The organism is Klenkia brasiliensis, from assembly GCF_900100695.1.
Classification (GTDB): Bacteria; Actinomycetota; Actinomycetes; order Mycobacteriales; family Geodermatophilaceae; genus Klenkia; species Klenkia brasiliensis.
The window spans coordinates 67,350-88,387 of the sequence record NZ_FNCF01000001.1 but is presented as its reverse complement, the minus strand read 5'-3'; the positions used below and the strand labels follow the sequence as shown (position 1 = coordinate 88,387).

The 21,038-nt window shown below is 73.7% G+C and carries 23 protein-coding genes; 5 read left to right on the top strand and 18 right to left on the bottom strand.

Annotated elements, in window-relative coordinates; all coding sequences use genetic code 11:
* Window position 1: 1 nt before the first annotated feature.
* The gene (locus tag BLT39_RS00485) at window positions 2-202 is read left to right on the top strand and encodes a hypothetical protein (protein WP_091056931.1); all 201 of its coding nucleotides are present in this window, start codon (window positions 2-4) and stop codon (window positions 200-202) included.
* A 2-nt stretch (window positions 203-204) separates the two neighbouring features.
* Here the strand turns inward: BLT39_RS00485 and BLT39_RS00480 are convergent, their stop codons facing one another.
* The 9 genes from BLT39_RS00480 to BLT39_RS00440 all read right to left on the bottom strand — a co-directional run bounded on the left by BLT39_RS00480 (window position 205) and on the right by BLT39_RS00440 (window position 8,632).
* Complete coding sequence (locus tag BLT39_RS00480; RefSeq protein WP_091056928.1) at window positions 205-1,161, bottom strand: DUF808 domain-containing protein; 957 nt, start codon at window positions 1,159-1,161, stop codon at window positions 205-207.
* 45 nt (window positions 1,162-1,206) lie between these two features.
* Window positions 1,207-1,614 (bottom strand): dihydroxyacetone kinase phosphoryl donor subunit DhaM, encoded by a 408-nt coding sequence (dhaM, locus tag BLT39_RS00475; RefSeq protein WP_091056924.1) that lies wholly within the window; start codon window positions 1,612-1,614, stop codon window positions 1,207-1,209.
* Complete coding sequence (gene dhaL / locus BLT39_RS00470) at window positions 1,611-2,183, bottom strand: dihydroxyacetone kinase subunit DhaL (protein WP_207507486.1); 573 nt, start codon at window positions 2,181-2,183, stop codon at window positions 1,611-1,613. Before dhaL ends, dhaM begins: the two co-directional genes overlap by 4 nt.
* Window positions 2,180-3,181, bottom strand: a complete 1,002-nt coding sequence (gene dhaK, locus BLT39_RS00465) for a dihydroxyacetone kinase subunit DhaK (protein ID WP_091056918.1) — start codon at window positions 3,179-3,181, stop codon at window positions 2,180-2,182. The genes dhaL and dhaK overlap by 4 nt, the downstream gene beginning before the upstream one ends.
* A 9-nt stretch (window positions 3,182-3,190) precedes the next feature.
* Window positions 3,191-3,628: a GNAT family N-acetyltransferase gene (locus BLT39_RS22635; RefSeq protein WP_242658144.1), complete on the bottom strand. Its 438-nt coding sequence runs from the start codon at window positions 3,626-3,628 to the stop codon at window positions 3,191-3,193.
* Between the two features lie 32 nt (window positions 3,629-3,660).
* Complete coding sequence (gene gabT / locus BLT39_RS22630; protein WP_091056915.1) at window positions 3,661-5,007, bottom strand: 4-aminobutyrate--2-oxoglutarate transaminase; 1,347 nt, start codon at window positions 5,005-5,007, stop codon at window positions 3,661-3,663.
* A gap of 145 nt (window positions 5,008-5,152) precedes the next feature.
* Window positions 5,153-5,908 (bottom strand): succinate dehydrogenase/fumarate reductase iron-sulfur subunit, encoded by a 756-nt coding sequence (locus BLT39_RS00450; RefSeq protein WP_091056911.1) that lies wholly within the window; start codon window positions 5,906-5,908, stop codon window positions 5,153-5,155.
* A gap of 22 nt (window positions 5,909-5,930) precedes the next feature.
* Window positions 5,931-7,877, bottom strand: a complete 1,947-nt coding sequence (locus BLT39_RS00445) for a fumarate reductase/succinate dehydrogenase flavoprotein subunit (protein ID WP_091056908.1) — start codon at window positions 7,875-7,877, stop codon at window positions 5,931-5,933.
* A gap of 17 nt (window positions 7,878-7,894) precedes the next feature.
* A complete protein-coding gene (locus BLT39_RS00440; protein WP_242658052.1) occupies window positions 7,895-8,632 on the bottom strand; it encodes a succinate dehydrogenase cytochrome b subunit in 738 nt (245 codons plus the stop codon).
* A 138-nt stretch (window positions 8,633-8,770) separates the two neighbouring features.
* On the opposite strand from BLT39_RS00440, the gene BLT39_RS00435 reads away from it, so the two are divergent.
* Entirely contained in the window at window positions 8,771-9,382 is a 612-nt protein-coding gene (locus BLT39_RS00435; protein ID WP_091056900.1) for a sulfite oxidase-like oxidoreductase, read from the top strand.
* Window positions 9,382-10,089, top strand: coding sequence for an FAD-binding oxidoreductase (locus BLT39_RS00430; RefSeq protein ID WP_091056897.1), 708 nt, complete (start codon window positions 9,382-9,384; stop codon window positions 10,087-10,089). The genes BLT39_RS00435 and BLT39_RS00430 overlap by 1 nt, the downstream gene beginning before the upstream one ends.
* Window positions 10,090-10,092: 3 nt before the next feature.
* On the opposite strand, the gene BLT39_RS00425 is transcribed toward BLT39_RS00430, so the two are convergent.
* Both BLT39_RS00425 and BLT39_RS00420 read right to left on the bottom strand, forming a co-directional pair.
* Window positions 10,093-10,623: a DUF1990 family protein gene (locus BLT39_RS00425; protein WP_091056893.1), complete on the bottom strand. Its 531-nt coding sequence runs from the start codon at window positions 10,621-10,623 to the stop codon at window positions 10,093-10,095.
* Between the two features lie 16 nt (window positions 10,624-10,639).
* Window positions 10,640-12,052, bottom strand: coding sequence for a M1 family metallopeptidase (locus BLT39_RS00420; RefSeq protein ID WP_091059061.1), 1,413 nt, complete (start codon window positions 12,050-12,052; stop codon window positions 10,640-10,642).
* Window positions 12,053-12,089: 37 nt separating this feature from the next.
* Here BLT39_RS00420 and BLT39_RS00415 point away from each other — a divergent pair, with 37 nt between their 5' ends.
* Together BLT39_RS00415 and BLT39_RS00410 are read left to right on the top strand one after the other, a co-directional pair.
* Window positions 12,090-12,944 carry a HipA family kinase gene (locus tag BLT39_RS00415; protein WP_091056889.1) on the top strand — a complete coding sequence of 285 codons (855 nt, stop codon included), beginning with the start codon at window positions 12,090-12,092 and terminating at the stop codon, window positions 12,942-12,944.
* Window positions 12,941-13,321: a DUF3037 domain-containing protein gene (locus tag BLT39_RS00410; RefSeq protein WP_207507484.1), complete on the top strand. Its 381-nt coding sequence runs from the start codon at window positions 12,941-12,943 to the stop codon at window positions 13,319-13,321. The genes BLT39_RS00415 and BLT39_RS00410 overlap by 4 nt, the downstream gene beginning before the upstream one ends.
* Before the next feature lie 4 nt (window positions 13,322-13,325).
* Here BLT39_RS00410 and BLT39_RS00405 read toward each other — a convergent pair whose 3' ends face one another.
* The 7 genes from BLT39_RS00405 to cysC form a co-directional block, all read right to left on the bottom strand.
* The gene (locus tag BLT39_RS00405; protein ID WP_091056886.1) at window positions 13,326-15,044 is read right to left on the bottom strand and encodes an alkaline phosphatase D family protein; all 1,719 of its coding nucleotides are present in this window, start codon (window positions 15,042-15,044) and stop codon (window positions 13,326-13,328) included.
* 62 nt (window positions 15,045-15,106) lie between these two features.
* Entirely contained in the window at window positions 15,107-15,625 is a 519-nt protein-coding gene (locus tag BLT39_RS00400) for a hypothetical protein (protein WP_091056882.1), read from the bottom strand.
* Complete coding sequence (locus BLT39_RS00395) at window positions 15,622-17,373, bottom strand: PHP domain-containing protein (protein ID WP_091056879.1); 1,752 nt, start codon at window positions 17,371-17,373, stop codon at window positions 15,622-15,624. The genes BLT39_RS00400 and BLT39_RS00395 overlap by 4 nt, the downstream gene beginning before the upstream one ends.
* A gap of 118 nt (window positions 17,374-17,491) precedes the next feature.
* Entirely contained in the window at window positions 17,492-17,797 is a 306-nt protein-coding gene (locus tag BLT39_RS00390; protein WP_091056876.1) for a 4a-hydroxytetrahydrobiopterin dehydratase, read from the bottom strand.
* Window positions 17,798-17,821: 24 nt separating this feature from the next.
* Window positions 17,822-18,535 carry a phosphoadenylyl-sulfate reductase gene (locus BLT39_RS00385; protein WP_207507483.1) on the bottom strand — a complete coding sequence of 238 codons (714 nt, stop codon included), beginning with the start codon at window positions 18,533-18,535 and terminating at the stop codon, window positions 17,822-17,824.
* 154 nt (window positions 18,536-18,689) lie between these two features.
* Window positions 18,690-20,348 carry a nitrite/sulfite reductase gene (locus BLT39_RS00380; RefSeq protein ID WP_242658051.1) on the bottom strand — a complete coding sequence of 553 codons (1,659 nt, stop codon included), beginning with the start codon at window positions 20,346-20,348 and terminating at the stop codon, window positions 18,690-18,692.
* A gap of 149 nt (window positions 20,349-20,497) precedes the next feature.
* Window positions 20,498-21,034: an adenylyl-sulfate kinase gene (gene cysC / locus BLT39_RS00375; protein ID WP_091056869.1), complete on the bottom strand. Its 537-nt coding sequence runs from the start codon at window positions 21,032-21,034 to the stop codon at window positions 20,498-20,500.
* Between the last annotated feature and the right edge of the window lie 4 nt (window positions 21,035-21,038).

The window sequence follows — 21,038 nt, the reverse complement described above, 5'->3', positions numbered from 1 at the left end:
CGTGCCGAACGTGTTCACCGACTACGCGCAGACCCACTGGGTCCCGATCAACGACGACATGGTCACCGTGCAGACCGTCGACGCGGCCGGCCGGCGGGAGACCCACGTGCTGTCGGTCGCCGACGCACTTGCCCAGTTCAAGGTGAAGTACCCCTTCGTGGACGACGCCCAGGCCGCGGAGCTGTTCGCCCGCGGCGGGTGAGGTCAGTGCGCGGCGGCCTTGCCGCCGCGCCTCGGCACCAGGTGCAGCACCGCCACGACGACGGCACCCACCACGACGCCGACGACGGCGGACAGCGCGGTGTTGGTCAGCCAGCCCAGCACCCCGCCCAGCGCACCGGTGGCGTCGTGCACGGCCACCTCGACGTGGTGCACCAGGTCGTAGGGCCAGGCCCAGCCCAGCTCCTCGGCGCCGACCAGCAGGATGTGCCCGCCGACCCAGAGCATCGCGGCCACACCGACGGTGGCCAGCGTGGCGAGCACGACCGGCATGGCCTTCACCAGGCCGCGGCCGAGCGCGGCGACGCCCCTCGACGGCTTCGCGGCCAGCGCCACCCCGGCGTCGTCCATCTTCACGATCAGCCCGACGACGCCGTAGACCAGCGCGGTGATCAGCACGGCGACGACGACCAGGATGATCGCCCGCGACAGGAACGGCTCGGTGTCCACCTCGTTGAGCGCGATCACCATGATCTCCGCGCTCAGGATGAAGTCGGTGCGCACCGCCCCCGACACGACCGTCTTCTCGTGCTCGGCGGGGTCGGTGGTGGTGTCCTCGGCGGCCGCGGTCTCCTCCGGGTGGTGGCCCGAGACCTTCTCCCAGAGCTTCTCGGCGCCCTCGTAGCAGAGGTAGGCGCCGCCGACCATGAGGATGGGCGTGAGCAGGAAGGGCAGGAACTGCGACAGCAGCAGGATCGCCGGCAGGATGATCAGCAGCTTGTTGCGGATCGACCCCTTCGCGATCCGCCAGATGATCGACAGCTCGCGCTCGGGCTTGAGCCCCTGCACGTAGCGCGGGGTGACCGCGGCGTCGTCGACGACGACACCGGCGGCCTTGACCCCGGCCCGCCCGGCGGCCGCGCCGATGTCGTCGAGCGAGGCCGCCGACAGGCGCACCATCGCGGCGACGTCGTCGAAGAGGGCGAACAGACCGCTGGCCATCAGAGGGCGCCGCTCAGGTGGGTCACAGCAGCAGGCTAGGTCATCTCAGCGCAGCTGGGCCTCCTTCGGCGCGAGCCCGCGACCGGCCTCGGCGGCCACCTGCTCGCGGGTCGCGCCGCCGGCCGCCACGACCACCGCGCCGACCAGGCCCTCGACCAGCGGCGCCGCCGAGAGCGTCGTCCGCTCCCGGACGTCGTCGGGCAGGAACTCCAGCGCCGTCTCCGCCGACAGCACCGCGCTGCCCAGGTCCATGAGGACGACGGTGCCCTCGCCGCCGTCGGCCGCCTCGATCGCCGCCGACACCGCCATCGCGTCGGTGCCCAGCCCGCCGTCCTCGGTGCCCGCCGCCACCTCGACCACCAGCTCCCGGCCGGGGAGCATCTGCCGGGCCAGCTCGACGGCCGCGTCGGCCAGCGCCCGGCTGTGCGAGACGACGACGATGCCGACCGTCACGAGAGGGTCTCCGCCGCGGCCTGCAGCAGCAGCGCGGTCGAGGTGGCGCCCGGGTCGGCGTGCCCCGCGCTGCGCTCGCCGAGGTAGCTGGCCCGGCCCTTGCGGGCGACCAGCGGCACCGTGGCGTCGCGGCCCTCGGCGGCGGCCTGCGCGGCCTCGGCCACCGACCTGCCCGCGTCGAGGGCGTCGCAGGCCGGGCCCAGGGCGTCGACCATCGTCTTGTCGCCCGGCTCGGCCTTGCCGCGGGCCAGCACGCCCTCGTACCCGGCCCGCAGCGCCGCCGGGAAGGTGTCGGCGCCCGCCATCCGCAAGAACAGGGTGCCGTACAGCGGCCCGCTCGCCCCGCCCACCTTGGAGACCAGGGTGGCGCCGGTCTTCTTCAGCAGCGCCGCGGCGTCGGCGGGGGGTGCCTCCTCCAGCGCGGCGAGCACCGCGGTCATGCCGCGGTCGAGGTTGGCGCCGTGGTCGGCGTCCCCGATTGCGGAGTCCAGCGCGGTCAGCTCGTCCTTGTGCTCGTGGACCAGCTCGGCGAACCGGCGCAGCCAGGCCTGCAGCTCCTCGGTGCTCACGCGCCCCACCGCAGCCCGGGGGTGACGACGGGGGCGTCCCAGAGCCGGAGCAGCTCGTCGTCGCACCGGAGGAGGGTGACGGTGGCGCCGGCCATGTCCAGGCTGGTCATGTAGGGCCCGACCAGGGAGCGGGCGATGCCGACGCCGGCCTTGTCCAGCAGCGCGGCCACCTCGGCGTGGAGCACGTAGAGCTCCAGCAGCGGGGTGGCACCCAGGCCGTTGACGAAGCAGATGACGCCCTCGCCGCCGGTGAAGGCGAGGTCGGACAGGATGGGCTCGACCAGCATCTCGGCGACCTCGCGGGCCGGGGCCAGCGGGACCCGGCGGCGGCCGGGCTCGCCGTGGATGCCGATCCCGATCTCCATCTGGTCCTCGGGCAGGTCGAACGTCGGCTTGCCGGCGGCGGGCACCGTGCAGGAGGTCAGCGCCATGCCCATGCTGCGGCCGGCGTCGTCGACCCGGCGGGCGAGGTCGGCGACCTCGGCGAGCGGCCGGCCCTCCTCGGCGGCGGCACCCACGATCTTCTCCAGCAGCACGGTGGTGCCCACCCCGCGCCGGCCGGCGGTGTAGAGGCTGTCGGTGACCGCGACGTCGTCGTCGACGACCACGGTGACCACCTCGGCGCCGCTCTCGGCGGCGACGAGCTCCGCGGCCATCTCGAAGTTCATCACGTCGCCGGTGTAGTTCTTCACGATGTGCAGGACGCCGGCGCCGCCGTCCACGCCCTGGGTGGCCGCCACCATCTGGTCGGGCACGGGGGAGGTGAACACCTCCCCGGCGCAGGCGGCGTCGAGCATGCCGCGGCCGACGAACCCGCCGTGCATGGGCTCGTGCCCCGACCCGCCGCCGGAGACCAGCCCGACCTTGCCCTGCCGGGGTCCCTCGCCGCGGAACACCACCCGGTTCTCGTGGTCGACCCGCAGCTCGGGGTGGGCCAGCGCCATCCCGCGCAGGGCGTCGGCGACGACGTCGGCGGGGTCGTTGATCAGCTTCTTCATGACCCGACGCTAGGACCCTGTGGTCGCCGCCACAACGGGTCGCACCCAGGTGCGCCAGGTCCGGGACGGGTCGCGTCGGCTGACCACGACCGGCCCGTCCACGGCGAACCCCAGCGCGGCCCAGAGCCCCAGCGCCGGGGCGTTGTCGTCGAACACCCGGGCCACCAGCCGGGTGGCCCCCTGCCCGGCGGCCCACGCGTCGACCGCGCCGACCAGCAGCCGGCCGACGCCCTGGCCGCGGGCGGTGGGGGAGACCCACATGCCCGACAGCACCGCGTCGTCGTCCTCCCGCGTGGCGCCGACCAGCCCGAGCGGGTGGGACAGGAACCAGGCCGCGCCGGTGACGCGCTCGCGCCACCGGTCGGCGGCCAGGTCGCGTTCACCGTCCAGGGTGGGCCCGAACGCGTCCGGGTCCGCGGCCAGGGCGCGGAGCCGGACGTCGCGCAGCAGCGCCCAGTCGGCGGCGTCGAGCCGGCGGATCAGGAGCCGGTCACCTCGGCGAAGGCCTCCTCGATCACGTCGAGGGCCTCCTCGAGCAGGTCCCGCCCGATGACCAGCGGCGGCAGGAAGCGCAGCACGTTGCCGTAGGACCCGGCGGTGAGGACGACGACGCCTCGGGCGTGGCAGGCCTTGGCCACCGCGCCGGTCAGCGCGGCGTCGGGCTCGGTGGTGCCCGGGCGCACCAGCTCGACGGCGATCATCGCGCCGCGGCCGCGCACGTCGCCGATGGCCGGGAACCGCTCGGCCAGGGTGCGCAGCCGGGGCAGCATCACCTCGCCGATGCCGCGAGCGGCGCCGACGAGGTCCTCGGCCCGCATGGTCTCGATGGCGCCCAGCGCGGCGGCGCAGGCGACGGGGTTGCCACCGTAGGTGCCACCCAGCCCGCCGGGGTGGACGGCGTCCATGATCTCCGCGCGGCCGGTGACCGCGGCCAGCGGCAGCCCACCGGCCATGCCCTTGGCGGTGGTGACCAGGTCGGGGACGACGCCCTCGGCGTCGACGCCGAACCAGGCGCCGGTCCGGCAGAACCCGGACTGGATCTCGTCGGCGATGAACACCACGCCGTTGGCGGTGCACCACTCGCTGATCGCGGTGAGGAAGCCGGGCGCGGGCTCGATGAACCCGCCCTCGCCCTGCAGCGGCTCGATGAGCACCGCCGCGGTGTTGCCCGCGCCCACCTGCACCTCGATCTGGGAGATCGCGCGGACGGCCGCGTCGGGGCCGGACAGGCCGTCGCGGAACGGGTAGCTCATCGGCACCCGGTAGACCTCGCCGGCGAAGGGCCCGAAGCGGTGCTTGTAGGGCATGTTCTTCGCGGTCAGCGCCATCGTGAGGTTGGTGCGGCCGTGGTAGGCGTGGTCGAAGACGACGACGGCCTGCCGGCCCGTGGCGTGCCGGGCGATCTTCACGGCGTTCTCCACGGCCTCGGAGCCGGAGTTGAACAGCGCGCTCTTCTTCGCGTGGTCGCCCGGGGTCAGCTCGGCGAGCGCCTCGCAGACGGCGACGTAGCCCTCGTAGGGGGTGACCATGAAGCAGGTGTGGGTGAAGTCGGCGACCTGCGCCTGCACGGCCTCGACCACCCGGGGCGCCGCGTTGCCGACGCTGGTGACGGCGATGCCGGAGCCGAGGTCGATGAGGGTGTTGCCGTCGACGTCCTCGAGCACGCCGCCGCCGGCCCGGGTGATGAAGACCGGCAGGGTGGTGCCCACGCCGGCCGAGACGGTGGCCTGCCGGCGGGCCATGAGCTCCTGCGACCGGGGGCCGGGGATCTCGGTGACCAGGTGGCGGCGCTGCTGCAGGCCGGTCTGGTCCAGCACGTCGGTCATGGGTGTCTCCTCACAGGCGGTCGGTCACCGCCATGGTGTCACCGATCGGGCCCGAACGGGGAATCCGTCGTGGACGAGTCCCGCGACGACGGAAAGGGGCGGTCGACCCGGAGGTCGACCGCCCCTTTCCGTGGGGTGGGTCAGCTCAGCTCGCGGGCACCGCGCCGGCGCGGAGGGCGCCGAGCAGGTCGTGGTTGAGCCGGGAGATGGTCTCCATGGAGATGCCCTTCGGGCACACCGCGGAGCACTCGCCGATGTTGGTGCAGCCGCCGAAGTCCTCGGCGTCCTGCTGGGCGATCATCCGGACCACGCGCGAGTCGCGCTCGGGCTGGCCCTGCGGCAGCAGGCCCAGGTGGGTCACCTTGGCCGCGGTGAACAGCATCGCCGACCCGTTCGGGCAGGCCGCCACGCAGGCGCCGCAGCCGATGCAGGTCGCCGCGTCGAAGGCGGCGTCGGCGTCGACCTTGGGCACGGGGGTGGCGTGCGCGTCGGGCGCGGTGCCGGTGGGCGCGGAGATGAACCCGCCGGCGGAGATGATCCGGTCGAAGGCCGACCGGTCGACGACGAGGTCCTTGACGACCGGGAAGCCACCCGAGCGCCACGGCTCGATGTCGATGGTGTCGCCGTCGGAGAAGGACCGCATGTGCAGCTGGCAGGTGGTGGTCTGCTCGGGACCGTGCGCGATCCCGTTGATCATCAGCCCGCAGCTGCCGCAGATGCCCTCACGGCAGTCGTGGTCGAAGGCGATGGGGTCCTCGCCGTCGAGGATGAGCTGCTCGTTGAGCACGTCGAGCATCTCGAGGAAGGACATGTCCTCGGACACGTCGGTGAGGTGGTAGTTGGCCATCTTCCCCTTGACCTGGGGGGAGGGCTGGCGCCAGACCCGGAGGGTCAGCTGCATCGGTTCTCAGCTCCGTTGATCGTCACTTGTAGCTGCGCTGGGCGAGGTGGACGTACTCGTACTCGAGTGCTTCCCGGTGCAGGACCGGCGGCTCGCCCTCCGGCGTCCAGCCCCAGGCGGCGACGTAGGCGAACTCCTCGTCGTTGCGCAGCGCCTCGCCCTCGGGGGTCTGGCTCTCCGCGCGGAAGTGCCCGCCACAGCTCTCCTCGCGGTGCAGGGCGTCGATGCACATCAGCTCGGCGAGCTCGATGAAGTCGGCGACCCGGGCCGCGTGCTCGAGGTTCTGGTTGAAGGTGTGCGCGTCGCCGGCCACCTTGACGTTGGTCCAGAACTCCTTGCGGATCTCGGGGATCCGGTCCAGGGCCTTGCGCAGGCCCTCGGCGGTGCGCTCCATGCCGCAGTAGTCCCAGACCAGCCGGCCCAGCTCGCGGTGGAAGGAGGCCACCGTGCGGGTGCCGTTGATCGACAGGAACTTCTCGACCTGGGCCTTGACGCCCTCCTCGGCCTCGACGATCGCCGGGTGGTCGGCGGGCACCTTCTCGAAGGGGCCGGCCGACAGGTAGTCGGTGATCGTGTTCGGCAGCACGAAGTAGCCGTCGGACAGGCCCTGCATGAGGGCGCTGGCACCGAGGCGGTTGGCGCCGTGGTCGGAGAAGTTGGCCTCGCCGATCACGAACAGGCCGGGGATGGTCGACTGCAGGTCGTAGTCGACCCACAGACCGCCCATCGTGTAGTGCACGGCCGGGTAGATGCGCATCGGCGCGGAGTACGGGTCCTCGCCGGTGATCCGGGCGTACATGTCGAAGAGGTTGCCGTACTTGGCCTCGACCGCCTTGCGGCCCAGCCGCTCGATGGCCTCGGCGAAGTCCAGGTACACGCCCAGCCCGCCGGGGCCGACGCCGCGGCCCTCGTCGCAGACGTTCTTGGCCTGCCGGGACGCGATGTCGCGGGGCACCAGGTTCCCGAAGGCCGGGTACTTGCGCTCCAGGTAGTAGTCGCGCTCGTCCTCGGGGATGTCCTGCGGCGGGCGGCTGTCGCCGCGCTCCTTGGGCACCCACACCCGGCCGTCGTTGCGCAGCGACTCCGACATCAGGGTCAGCTTCGACTGGTAGTCACCCGAGACCGGGATGCAGGTCGGGTGGATCTGGGTGTAGCAGGGGTTGGCGAAGTACGCGCCCCGCTTGTGCGCCCGCCAGATCGCCGTGGTGTTGGAGCCCTTGGCGTTGGTGGACAGGTAGTAGACGTTGGAGTACCCGCCGGTGCCCAGCACGACGACGTCCGCGACGTGCGTGGTCACCTCGCCGGTGACCAGGTCACGGACGACGATGCCGCGGGCCTTGCCGTCGACGACGACCAGGTCGAGCATCTCGGTGCGCGAGTGCGTCTCGATGTTGCCGGCGGCCACCTGGCGCTCGAAGGCCTGGTAGGCGCCGATCAGCAGCTGCTGACCCGTCTGGCCGCGGGCGTAGAAGGTGCGCGAGACCTGGGCGCCACCGAAGGAGCGGTTGTCCAGCAGACCGCCGTACTCGCGGGCGAAGGGCACGCCCTGCGCGACGCACTGGTCGATGATCTGGGTGCTGATCTCGGCCAGGCGGTGGACGTTGTCCTCCCGCGACCGGAAGTCGCCGCCCTTGACCGTGTCGTAGAACAGCCGGTGCACCGAGTCGCCGTCGTTGCGGTAGTTCTTCGCGGCGTTGATGCCACCCTGCGCGGCGATGGAGTGCGCGCGGCGGGGGCTGTCCTGGAACCAGAAGGACTTCACCTTGTAGCCGGCCTCGGCCAGCGTGGCCGCGGCGGCGCCGCCGGCCAGGCCGGTGCCGACCACGATGATGGTCATCTTGCGGCGGTTGGCCGGGTTGACCAGCTTGCCGCGGAACTTGCGCTCGCTCCACCGCTCCCCGATCGGGACGTCGGTGGGGGCCTTGGTGTCGGCGATCGGGTCGCCTTCGAGGAACAGCTCCAGTGCCATGTCGGATCTCTCCTGTCTCAGGCCACGATGCCGGTGAGGACGACGAACGGGATCACCAGGTAGCCGCCGATGAGGACGACGGCGAAGGCGGTGGCGAACACGTTGACCGCGCGCTCACGACGCTTGTTGCTCTGCCCCAGCGTCTGGGTGGCGCTCCACACCCCGTGGCGGAGGTGGAAGCCCAGGGCCAGCAGGGACAGCACGTAGAAGAACACGACGACCGGGTTGGACATGCTGGCGATCAGCCGGTCGTAGGGGGTGGCGTCGGGCCCGTCGATGTTGGCCACGCCGAAGGTGAGGTCGAGCAGGTGGTAGATGATGAACAGCCCGACGATCACGCCGCCCCAGCGCATCGTCCGCGAGGCGTAGCTCTGCTGGACGCGCTTCTTGGTCTGGTAGGCGATCGGCCGGGCTCGCTTGGCCTGGCGCCACAGCGACACCGCGGCCCAGCCGTGGGCGAGCACCGAGACGAGCAGCACGATCTCGATGACCGTCAGCAGGGTGCGCGGCGGCAGCGCCGGCTCACCGACCTGGCGCAGCCACTCGGAGTAGTCGTTGAACGAGGCCGCGCCCTGGAACACGTGCAGGTTCCCGATCATGTGCGCGATCAGGAAGAGGATCATGATGATCCCGGTGACCGCCATGACGGCCTTCTTGAAGACCGAGGAGCCGAACCGGCCGGTCTTGGGGTCCCGCTTCGGACCGGGGTTCGCCCCCGCCGACTGCCCTGCCTGCTGCGTCGTCACTGTCGCCACGAGCACACGGTACGACGATGCACAGGTGAGACCCATGTGAACGCCGCGTGACACGTCTCATGGAAGGGCAGCCTTACCCGGGGGAACGAACGACCCCCTACCCGTGTTCCCCCGACCGAACCCGAATGGGAGGCAACCATGCCCGGACCGACCCGAGGATTCCTCGGCCGCACCCGCCCCGCCCGTGACCCGAGGCTGCCCCCGGGCCAGTACGACGTGGGCGCCGACTGGCCCGTGCTGACCGCCGAGCCGACCCCGCGGATCAGCCCGGAGACGTGGAGCATCACCGTCGCCGGCCACGTCGAGGCCCCCACCACCTGGGACTGGGACGGCGTGCACGCCCTGCCGCGCAGCGAGTACCGCGGCGACATCCACTGCGTCACCACCTGGTCGAAGTTCGACACCCAGTTCGCCGGGGTCTCCCTCGACGCGCTGTGGGAGGTGGCCCGCCCGACCCCGGAGGGCCAGTACGTCATGGCCACCTCGAAGTCGGGCTACACGACCAACCTGCCGCTGGAGGACCTCACCGGCGGCAAGGCCTGGCTGGTGTGGGAGTTCGACGGCAAGCCGCTCACCGTCGAGCACGGCGGGCCGGTCCGGCTGCTGGTGCCGCACCTGTACTTCTGGAAGTCGGCCAAGTGGGTCACCAAGCTCGACGTCCTGAAGCGGGACCAGCAGGGCTTCTGGGAGCGCAACGGCTACCACGACCGCGGCGACCCGTGGCGCCAGCAGCGCTACCAGGGCGACTGATGCCCGCACGCATCGTCGCCCCCGGCCCGTGGACCACGGCCACGGTGTCGGGGGTGCGGCGCCCGCTGCCGCGCACGGTGCAGCTGCGCCTGGACGTCGCCGACCGCGTCGACCACCTGCCCGGCCAGCACTACGTCGTCCGGCTGACCGCCGAGGACGGCTACACCGCGCAGCGCTCCTACTCGGTGGCCTCGCCCCCCTCGGACCCGCTGCTCGAGCTGTTCGTCGAGCGGCTGGACGACGGCGAGGTCTCCACCTACCTGGCCGACGTCGTCGAGCCCGGGGACACCTTCGAGGTGCGCGGCCCGGTCGGTGGCTGGTTCGCCTGGGACGGCGAGGAGCCCGCGCTGCTGGTCGGCGGCGGCACCGGCGTGGTGCCGCTGGTGGCGATGGTCCGGCACGCCGTCGCGACGGGGCGGCAGGACCTGCTGCGGGTGGCGGTCTCGGCCCGCACGCTGGCCGAGCTGCCCTACGCCGACGAGCTGCGGGCCGCCGGCGCCGTCGTCGTCACCACCCGGGAGGCGCACGGCATCCGGCCGGCCGGCCGGCTGACCGCGGCCGACCTGCTCCCGCTGTGGGAGCCGGGGCAGACGGCGTTCGTCTGCGGCTCGGCCGGGTTCGCCCGGACGGCGTCGGACCTGCTCGTGGGGCTGGGGTTCGCGCCGTCGTCGGTGCGGGTGGAGCAGTTCGGGCCCAGCGGCAGCTGAGGGTCAGCCGCGGGCGGCCCGCCGCACCGCGCCGGTGTAGCGGGTCAGCGCGATCGACTGCAGCACCCGGCTGACCGGCCCGCCGAGCCGGGCGGCCCGGGTGGCCAGCCGGGAGAAGGCCACCATCTCGAACACCACGTCCGCGCCGTCGCGGGAGACGACGAAGGACTCCTCGCCGCTCTCCGGGTGGCCGGGCAGCGTGCCGTAGGCGTAGCCCTGCCGGTCGCCGTCGGTGGCCGACCAGACGACCCGGCAGGGGATCCGCAGGCCCAGCGGCGGCAGCCCGGCGGTCATGAGCACGACGGCGCCCTCGGTGCTGGCCGGCCCGCTGGCCCGGACCCGCAGGCCGGCGTGCCGCTGCGGCGCCCAGTCGAAGACCGCGGCCACCGCCCGGTCGAAGGCGTCGTCCCCCTGCCCGACCACGGCCCGGCGGCGGACGACGTGGACCCCGGCCGGCAGGTCGCCGGTGCGGGTGGCGCCGACCTCGGGGTAGGTGAAGGGGGCGTCGGTCAGCGCGGCGAGGGCGGGGTGCACCCGCCCAGTGTCCGCATCAGGACGGCCTGCCCGCGCCCAGCCAGGTGTCGAAGAACCCGGACAGGTCGGAGCCGGCGACCTCGGAGGCCAGGTCGGTGAACTCCGACGTCGTCACCGCCTGCCCGGCGCGGTCGGTGGTCCACCGGGAGAGCAGCTCGTCGAAGGCGTCGTCGCCGACCTCGGCGCGCAGCGCCGCCAGGGTGGCCGCGCCGCGGACGTACACCGCACCGCTGAACAGCTCGTCGGTGGCCGGGCCCGGGTCGCCGATGGCCTGCGCCCAGAACGGGTCGTCGGCCGGCTGGTCGAGCACCGCGGCGAGCTGGTCGGCGACGGTCTCCCCGCCCTGCGCCTCGGTCCAGGCCCACTCGGCGTAGGTGGCGAAGCCCTCGTTGAGCCAGATGTCGGACCACCGGTCCAGCCGCAGGTCGTCACCGGTCCACTGGTGGGCCAGCTCGTGCACCACGACGAGCTCGGCGCCCTCCGCCGTGCCGAAGAAGTCGCGGGCGTAGATCGGCCGGGTCTGGGTCTCCAGGGCGAACCCGAGCGAGGAGTCGGTGACGATCGCGCCGCACTCGGTGAAGGGGTAGGGCGAGCCGAACATCCCGGCCAGGAAGTCCACGACCTGCGGCTGGCGGTCCAGGGCGGCGCGCGCGTTCTCCGCCCGCCGGTCGGTCAGCCCGGTGGCGACCGCGTCCCGGTAGGTGATCCCGTCGACCTCCCGCTCGGTCAGGTCGTAGTCGCCGACGGCCAGGGTGAGCAGGTAGGGCGCCATCGGCTCGTCGGTGCGCCACACCCAGGTGCGCCGGCCGTCGACCGGCTCGCCGCGGTCGACCAGGGTGCCGTTGGAGACCGCGACCAGGTCCTCGGGGACGGTCACCGACAGCTGGACGGCGGCGGCGTCGCGCGGGTGGTCGTTGACCGGGAACCAGGTGGCCGCGACGTCGGGCTGGCCGACCACCAGCACGCCGTCCGCGGTCGGCACCACGCCCGAGGTGCCCGGCCCGTCGCGCACCGGCTCGGGGACGCCGGAGTACTCGACCTGCACGGTGAACCGGCCGTCGACGACCACCTGACCGGGCTCGACCACCAGCTCGTCGCCGTCCCGGGTCGTGCTCACCTCGGTGCCGTCGACCTGCACGGAGGCGACGTCCAGGCCGATCAGGTCCATAGAGAACCCGCGCAGCGGCGCGCCGGTGGTGTCGGCGGTGACCAGCGCGGTGCCGGTGAGCTCGTCGGTGGCGGGGTCGTAGCCGACGTCGAGGTCGTAGCGCTGTACGTCGTAGCCGCCGTTGCCGTCGCCGGGGAAGTAGTCGTCGCCGATGCCGGTCGCGCCGACGACGGGCAGGGTCCGGATGCCGGTGTCCGCGGCGCAGCCGGCCACCAGCAGCAGCGCGCCGGCGAGCAGCAGCGGACGTCGGCGGCGGGGCATGGCTGCACCGTAGGTGCGGCGGTAGCCTCGCGGCACTGTGCTCGCCGCCGTCACCGCCATCCGCTACGTCCTCCCGCTGCGCGAGGGCGGCTCGCTCCCCGGTCTGGTCGAGGCCGACGACCTGGGCACCTACGTGGTCAAGTGGCGCTCGGCCGGCCAGGGTGTGCCGGTGCTGGCCGCCGAGGTGGTCTGCGGGGAGCTGGCCCGGGCCCTGTCGCTGCCGGTGCCCGCGCTGGTCACCGTCGACGTGGCGCCCGACCTCGCGGTGGGGGAGCCCGACCAGGAGGTGCAGGAGCTGCTGCGGCACTCCGCCGGCACCAACCTGGGCATGGACTACCTGCCCGGGGCGCTGGACTTCTCCGCGCACGCCGCCGACGTCGACCCCGAGCTGGCCGGCCGGGTGCTGTGGTTCGACGCGCTGGTGGGCAACGTCGACCGCTCCTGGCGCAACCCGAACATGCTGTTCTGGCACGGTCGGCTGCAGCTGATCGACCACGGCGCGGCGCTCACCTTCCACCACCACTGGCCCGGCGCGCCGGCCGCCGTCGCCCGGCCCTACGACGCCGCCCAGCACGCCCTCGTGGAGTCGCACCCCGACGTCGCCGCGGCCGACGCCGCGCTCGGCCCGCTGGTGACCCGGCCACTGCTGCAGCGGGTGCTCGACCTGGTGCCCGACGCCTGGCTGCGCGGGCCGGAGGAGGAGCCGCCGGCCACCACCCGGGAGCGGTACGTCGCGCAGCTGCTCGCCCGGCTGGAGGCCCGCCCGGCCTGGCTGCCCGCGCTGGTGCAGGCCGCCGCCGAGGGCTCCCGGGGCCGCGCGCCGGCGCCGCGCGGGCAGAACCGGCCCGGCTGGCTGGGCCCGCCGCCCCCGCCGGGGGTCTCCCAGCGGTGAACACCTACGAGTACGCCGTGCTGCGGGTCGTCCCGCGGGTCGACCGCGGCGAGCAGTTCAACGCCGGGGTGCTGGTCTACTGCCGGCAGCGCGACTACCTGGGCTCCCGCGTGCACCTGGACCTCGACCGGCTGCGCGCCCTGGACCCCACGGCCGACCCGGTGGCGATCGCCTGGGCCCTGCAGGCCGCCGCCGACGTCTGCGCCGCGGTGCCCGGTGCCGGGGCGGCCGGGCGGGAGGTGCTGGGGTCGCGGTTCCGCTGGCTCACCGCGCCCCGCTCGACCGTCGTCCAGCCCGGGGCCGTGCACACCGGGCTGACCGCCGACCCCGACGCCGAGGCCGACCGCCTGCTGGCCCTGCTGGTCCTGCCGGTCTGAGCGATCAGGCGCCGCGCGGCCGGTCGCTGCGCGGGCCCAGCTGGCCGACCGGGCCGGACACCTGCCGGGAGCCCTGCACCGACTGCCACGCCGACTCGAACCCGACCACGGCGGCGGGGTCGGTGCGGGGGTCGACCGCCAGGCCCTTGTCACCGCCGGAGCGGATGAACCAGAAGTCGGTCTGCACCCGCTCGCGGGTGACGTCGACGACGGCGAACCCGTGCCCGATGCCCTCCAGGTACCGGATCCAGGGGTTGGTGGTCTGGAAGGCGGTGGTCGCGGCCACCGCGGCGGCGGCCGACCCGCCGAGGGACTCCTTGAACCCGTCGCTGGTCACCGACGGGCAGACGAACTCCACGCCGACCGACGACCGCCGCGCCAGGTAGCCGACCGCGTCGGGCGCCAGCGGCAGGTCGTTGGCCCACGACGAGTGGATGTCGCCGGTCAGCACGACGGGGTGCGTGCTCCCGGCGGCCATCGCCTGCAGCAGCGTCGCCTGGTCGGCCTGGTAGCCGTCCCACTGGTCGGCGTTGAAGACCTGGCCACCGACCACCCCGGCGCGGGGCACGGCGAACAGCCGGGCGAACACGGTCTGGTTGCCGACCAGGTGCCAGGGCTTGCGGCTGCGCCGGATGCCGTCGGTGAGCCACCGCAGCTGCTCGGGCTCGGGCAGGTGCCGCGCAGGGTCGGCCAGCGCCGGGTTCACCTGGCCACCGACCGTGGTGGGCACCTGCTGGCTGCGGTTCTGCCGGGTCTCGACCACCGACAGGTCGGCCAGGTCGCCGAAGGAGAACCGGCGGAAGAACTGCGTGCCGCGGTGCGGGGCGGGCTGCCAGCCGGGCTCCCGGATCGGCATCCACTCCAGGTAGGCCTGGTAGGCGGCGGCGCGCCGGACGAAGAAGTCACCCTCCTGCGGCTGGTGGTTCTCCGCGCCCGTGGCGTAGGTGTCGTTGGTGACCTCGTGGTCGTCGAAGATCGTGATCCACGGGTGCTGCCGGTGCGCGGCCTGCAGGTCGGGGTCGGTCTTGTAGAGGGCGTGCCGCAGCCGGTAGTCGGCCAGGGTCACCATCTCGGTGGGCGGCTGGTGGTCGCGGGTGCCCGCCAGGGAGTCGGGGCCGTAGCGGTCCTCGGCGTTGCCGTACTCGTAGAGGTAGTCGCCCAGGTGCAGCACGGCGTCCAGGTCGTCCCGGGCGGCGATCCCGCGGTAGGCGGTGAAGTAGCCGCCGGTGTAGTTCGAGCAGGAGACGAACGCCAGCCGCAGGGCGTGCGTGCGGCCCGGCTCGTCGGGCGAGGTCTGCGTGCGCCCGACCGGGGACGTCGCCCCGCGGGTGCGGAAGCGGTACCAGTAGCGGGTGTAGGGGGTCAGCCCGTCGGCCACCACCTTGACCGTGTGGTCGCGGGAGGCGTCGGTGCGCGCCGTGCCGCGGCGCACCACGCGCCGGAACCCGGCGTCGGCGGCGACCTCCCAGTCCACCCGGGAGCCCGGCCCGGTGCCGCTGCCGGGCACCGCGCCCGGGACCGGGGTGACGCGGGTCCAGAGCAGCAGCGAGGTCGCCGTGGGGTCCCCGCTGGCCACGCCGAACCCGAAGACGCCGGCGCGGGCGCCGTCCTCGACGGTGGCGCGGGCCTGCTCGGGGGTCAGCGCGCCCAGCGCCAGGGCGGCCAGGCCGGCGGCCCCGCCCTGCAGGACGGTGCGGCGGGAGACGTGCGTCGTCGTCGACATGTCGACATGCTGACCGGTCCCGGCGACCGCCACGGGGCCGGCGGGTGAACACCGGGCAGCGCTCAGCCGTGGCCTCCGCAGCACTCGTGCGGCGAGCTGATCTCCACCGGCCGCCACGTGCCGGGGCCGGCGGGGTCGACCAGCAGCTCGACGCCGTCGGGGTGGCGGACCGGGCGCAGGTACCCGTCGACGGTGTCCAGGACGTCGCCCGGCCCGGCCGGGGCGCCGATGCCCACCACCCGGTCCACGGCCGTCGAGGCCAGCAGCTCGGCGACGGTGAGCCGTGCGGAGACCGCATCGCTGCCGGGGAAGCGCACCGCCCGGCCGTCGACGGGTGCGCCGTCGACCGGCCGGGCGGTGTCGCCGAACGGGCCGGCGAACCGCGCGGCGGGGACCGCCGGCCCGTCGTCCAGCTGCCAGCTCGCGGTCACCACCGGGGCCGGGCCGGTGCGGTCGACGTGGGTCTGCACCCACACCGCCCGCCGGCCCGACCCGGTCAGCGCCGCGTCGAGGTCGGCCAGCAGGTGGGCGTCCGCGGCCTGCGCCGGGACGCCCACCCACCAGTGGTCGGAGCCGGTCACACCACGTCGACGAAGACCGGGTTCGCGTAGAACCAGAGGTCGGCGAAGGGGTCCTCGTTGGCGATCGTGTCCATCGGCGGGTTGCCCGCGGCGTCGAGCTGCTTGCCGTCGCTGCCGCGCAGCCGCAGGTAGAACGACTGCTGGACGTTGGTGAAGGTGTGGTCCAGCCGCACCCGCCGGCCACCGGCCGAGCTGACGTCGAAGGTCTTCACCACCCGGGTCTGCGGTGCGGCCAGGGTGTCGCGGTCGGTCGCGGCCCCGGTGACCGGTCCGGAGATGACGTCCACCTTCGCCAGCTTGGGGATCTGCCCGCTGGAGTTCGGGCCGGCCGCCAGGTCGATGGTGACGTCGAGGCGGACGTCCCCGCCCCGGGCCACGAAGGTGCGCCCGCCGAGGGTCACCCCACGCGCGTCGCCGTCCCCGCGGGTGGCGCGCACCCGCACGTCCAGGCCGTCGATCAGCCGGCCGTGCACGGCCACGACCTGGCCGGACTGCAGGCCGCGCATGACGTCGAGGTAGTTCTTCGTCCGGGCCGCCACCAGGGTGGAGGAGTACTGGCCGGGCCAGAAGTCGCCGTAGGTGGTGATGGGGGAGCCGGTGTCGACCGGCGCGCCACGGCTGCCGGTGGTGGCGTAGTCCTGGGTGCCGGGGGTGCGGGTGTCCCGCCAGACCTGGTGGGAGTCCGAGGTGGAGGTGACCCACCACGGCTTGCCCTCGGCCAGCAGGGAGTCCCACACGCCGCCGACCTTCGCCGTCATCCAGTCGAACCCGCCGTAGGTGCGGTACGGGTTCTCCGTGGCGGTGGGGGCGTAGCCCGGGAAGCTGTTGGGGTTGGGGCTGCGGTCGTAGTAGCCGCGGGCCGAGCCCGGGCCGCCCGCGGCGGTCGGGATGCCGGCGGCCTGGTGCCCGGGAGCGCCCTCCATGCCCACGGCGACGCCGGGGGCGGTGTCGCGCCAGTTGCGCAGCTCGTGCGGGCTGTCGATGCCCTGGCGGGAGGGGTGGTTGGCGAACATCAGCGCGATGTCGGTGCGGCCGCTGCGCACCTGCTGGTCCAGGTACTGCAGGGCCTGGATGGCGTAGGGCTCGCCCTGCACCGCGTTGGCGCCGGGGATGACGCCGTTGGCGGCGAGCACCGACCCGTCGTAGGCCAGCTCGAAGGCGCGCAGGATGTCGACGGTGTTGCGGCCCGGGGGCAGGAACAGGGTGGCGTGCTCGGCGCCGGGGATGTTCCACTCCAGGCCCTGGTAGACCAGCATGTCCCGGTAGGCGTTGCGCGAGGCCTCGATGTTCGGCGTGACCTGGTCGATCGAGAACTTCTGGTGCGCCACGCTGCCGTGGTCGGTGATGACCACCCAGGACAGGCCGTACTCCCGGCCCTTGGCGACCTGGGTCTCCACCGTGTACTGCGCGTCGGGGGAGTACTGGGTGTGGATGTGGTGGTCGCCGGCGTAGAAGCGGGCACCGCCGCTCCACGGGTTGACCGGCTGCGGGCGCGGGCCCGGGCGGCCGGGGGTGCCGCCGGGCGCCGCCGCGGCCAGGCCGGTGCCCAGCACCCCGGCGCCGGCGGTGGCCCCGGCGACGAGGGCGGCGCGGGTCAGGAACTGCCGGCGCGACACCGACAGCGGGTCGTCGGCGCGCTCGTCGCGCCAGCTGCCCTCCACCGGGCCGTGGTCGTGGGTGTGGTCGTGCGGGTGCTCGTGGTCGTGCTCGTGGTCGTGGTCGTGCGGGTGCCCGTGGTCGTGGCCCATCCCGTTCGGTCCTCCCGGATCGCATGCGTGCTCGACCACCCGACCCTGGTCGAGCACGGCGAGGGGGAGGGGGCGGGCGGACGACGCCCCGGTGAACAGCGGGCAGCGGACCGGTCGGTCAGGCCGGGTCGGCGGCCTCGGCGAGGGCGTCGACCCGGCGCGCCAGCTCGACGTCCAGGTCGGTGACGCCGCCGGCGGAGTGGGTGACCACCGCGACCCGCACGCAGCTGTAGCGGATGTCGAGGTCGGGGTGGTGGTCCATCTCCTCGGCGACGTCGGCGATCCGGTCGACCAGCTCGACGGCGGCCCGGAAGGACCCGGTCTCGACCCGGCGGTAGATGCCCTGGGTGTCGCCGTCCCAGTGGGTCAGCTCGGCCACCGCGGTGGCCACCTGCTCGGCGGACAGCGGTTCGGGTCGTCCCATGCCCAGCAGTGTGGGCCAGGGCGCTCAGGTGTGCAGGCCGCACTCCACCTTGTTGCGACCGGCCCAGCGCCCGGCGCGCGGGTCCTCGCCGGGGGCGACCGGCCGGGTGCACGGCGCGCAGCCGATCGAGGCGTAGCCCACCTCGACCAGCGGGTTCACCGGCACCTGGTGCTCGGCGGTGTAGCGGTCGACGTCGTCCTGGGTCCAGGCGGCGAGCGGGTTGACCTTCACCATGCCGCGCTTGGCGTCCCAGTCGACGACCTTGGTGCCGCGCCGGGTCTCGGCCTCGTCGCGGCGCACCCCGGACCCCCACGCGGAGAAGCCGGCCAGCGCGCGGGCCAGCGGCTGCACCTTGCGCATCGCGCAGCACAGGTCGGGGTCGCGGTCGTGCAGCTGCGGGCCGAACTCGGCGTCCTGCTGCGCGACGGTCTGCTCGGGCTGCACCGAGAGCACCCGGATGTCGGTGACCGAGGCGATCCAGTCACGGGTGCCGGTGGTCTCGGCGAAGTGGTAGCCGGTGTCGAGGAAGACCACCTGGACGCCGGGGTGGGCGCGGCCGGCCAGGTGCGCCAGCAGGCCGTCGGCCATCGAGGAGGTCAGCGCGAACGAGTCGCCGAAGGTCTCCCCGGCCCAGCGGAGCACCGCCAGCGCCTGCTCCTCCGGGTCGGCGACGCCCTCGAAGCGGGCGTCGGCCTCGGCGGCCAGTTCGGGTGTCGGTTCCACCAGGGTCGAGCTCACGGCTGCTGCACTCCCGTTCCCGTCGTCGCGAGGGTGAAGGTCCGCAGGCAGGACCCGCAGTGCCATTCTCCCTCGGTCGCGCGCGGCCGGAGGGTCTCCTCGCCGCAGTACGGGCAGTAGAACGGCGGGAGCTGCCGGACCCTTCCCTCGCCGCTCAGCGCAGCCACTCCTCGTCGGCGCGGCCGGCGTAGGCGGCGAAGGTCTCGCCCTCGGTGCGGTGCTCGAGGTAGCCCCGCAGCACCCGCTCGACGTAGTCCGCGGTCTCGGTGGCGGCGACCTTGTGCCCGCGCAGCTTGCGGCCGATCGAGGACTCGAACCCGAGGTGGCCGCCCAGGTGCACCTGGAAGCCCTCCTCGCCGCCGACGACCATGCCCTTGAAGCCGATGTCGGCGGTCTGGAACCGGGCGCAGGAGTTCGGGCAGCCGTTGACGTTGATGGTCAGCGGGGTGTCGAAGTCGGGCAGCCGGCGCTCGAGCTCGGCGGTCAGTTCCTTGGCCCGGCCCTTGGTCTCGACGATGGCCAGCTTGCAGAACTCGATGCCGGTGCAGGCCATCGTCTGCCGGCGGAACACGCTGGGGCGGACCAGCAGGTCGTGCTCGGCGAGCGCGGCGACGGCGTCCTCGACCTGGTCGTCCGGGACGTCGAGGACCACCAGCTTCTGGTCGGCCGTGGTCCGGATGCGGCCCTGGCCGAACCGCTCGGCGATGTCGGCGACCTGGGCCAGCAGCTCGCCGCCGATGCGGCCAGTGTGCAGCGCGAAGCCCAGCGCGTTGGTGCCGTCGACCTGCCTCATCACGCCGACGTGGTCGCGCTGGTCGGTGGCCGGCCGGTCGGGGGCCGGGCCGTCGGGCAGCGCCTCGTGCAGGTACTCGTCCTGCAGCACCTGGCGGAACTTCTCGGGCCCCCAGTCGGCCATCAGGAACTTGATCCGGGCGTGGGTGCGCGAGCGGCGGTAGCCGTAGTCCCGGAAGACCGCGCACACGCCGGCCCACACGTCCGAGACCTGGTCGGGCCGGACGAAGACGCCCAGCCGCTCGGCGAAGCGCGGGTTGGTCGACAGCCCGCCGCCCACCCACAGGTCGTAGCCGGCCTCGCCGTCGGCGTTGCGCACGCCGACGAAGGCGACGTCGTTGATCTCGTGGTTGGTGCAGTGGTGGGCGCACCCGGAGATGGAGGACTTGAACTTGCGGGGCAGGTTGGAGAACTCCCGGTCGCCCAGGTACTTCTCCACCACCTCGGCGACCGCGGGGGTGGCGTCGAGGACCTCGTCGTCGAGCACCCCGGCCAGCGGGCAGCCGAGGATGACGCGCGGGGTGTCGCCGCAGGCCTCGGTGGTCGACAGGCCCACGGCCTCCAGCCGCTCCCAGATCTCGGGGACGTCCTCGATCCGGATCCAGTGCAGCTGCACGTTCTGCCGGTCGGTGACGTCGGCGACGCCGCGGCCGAACTCGGTCGAGATACCGGCGACCACCCGCAGCTGGTCGGCCGACAGCTGCCCGCCGTCGATGCGGATGCGCAGCATGAAGTAGGAGTCCTCGAGCTCCTCGGGCTCCAGCACGGCGGTCTTCCCGCCGGGGATGCCCTGGGCGCGCTGGGTGTAGAGGCCCATCCAGCGCATCCGCCCGCGCAGGTCACCGGGGTCGATGCCGTCGAAGCCGGTGTGCCGGTAGATGTCGAGGATCCGCTGGCGGACGTCGAGGCCGTCGGAGTCCTTCTTCATCCGCTCGTTGGGGTTGAGCGGCTCGCGGTAGCCGAGGGCCCACTGGCCCTGGCCCTTCTGGGCCGTGCGGCTGGTGCGGGTGGGGGAGGACACGGGTGGGCTCCATCTTCGCGCCGGGGTCGGGGCGGCGCGGCGTTGCGGGGACTGGGGTGGCGCGGCTCAGAGCGAGCGGCGACAGGCGGCGCTCACGACGCGGCCCAGGTCGATGTGCAGGCGCGCGACCAGGGGCGTGCCGCGGCCAGTCACGCCGACGAGTCTCCCACACCTGCCATCGCCGCCCGGACCTGCGCGACCGCGTCGGGGAGCGGCACGACGGAGGTGTCGACGCGCAGCTCCGCGCGGACCGGCTCCTCGTAGGGGTCGCTGACGCCGGTGAACGTCGGGATCTCCCCGGCGCGCGCCTTGGCGTACAGCCCCTTCACGTCGCGGGCCTCGCAGACCTCCAGCGGCGTGGACAGGTGCACCAGCACGAACCGGCCGTGCGCCTCGACCAGCGCGCGCGCCTGCTCGCGCGCCTCCTCGAAGGGGGCGATGGCGGCGATGACCGCCGTCCCGCCGTGCTTGACGACCTCGCCGGCCACCCAGCCGATGCGCCGGATGTTGAGGTCGCGGTCGGCCCGGCTGAACCCGAGCTCGCTGGACAGGTGGGTGCGCACCACGTCGCCGTCCAGCACGGTGACCGGGGTGCCCTCGGCCTCCAGCTCGGCGACGAGCGCGTCGGTGATGGTGGACTTCCCGGCTCCCGAGAGCCCGGTCAGCAGGACGGCGACTCCGCTCATGGGC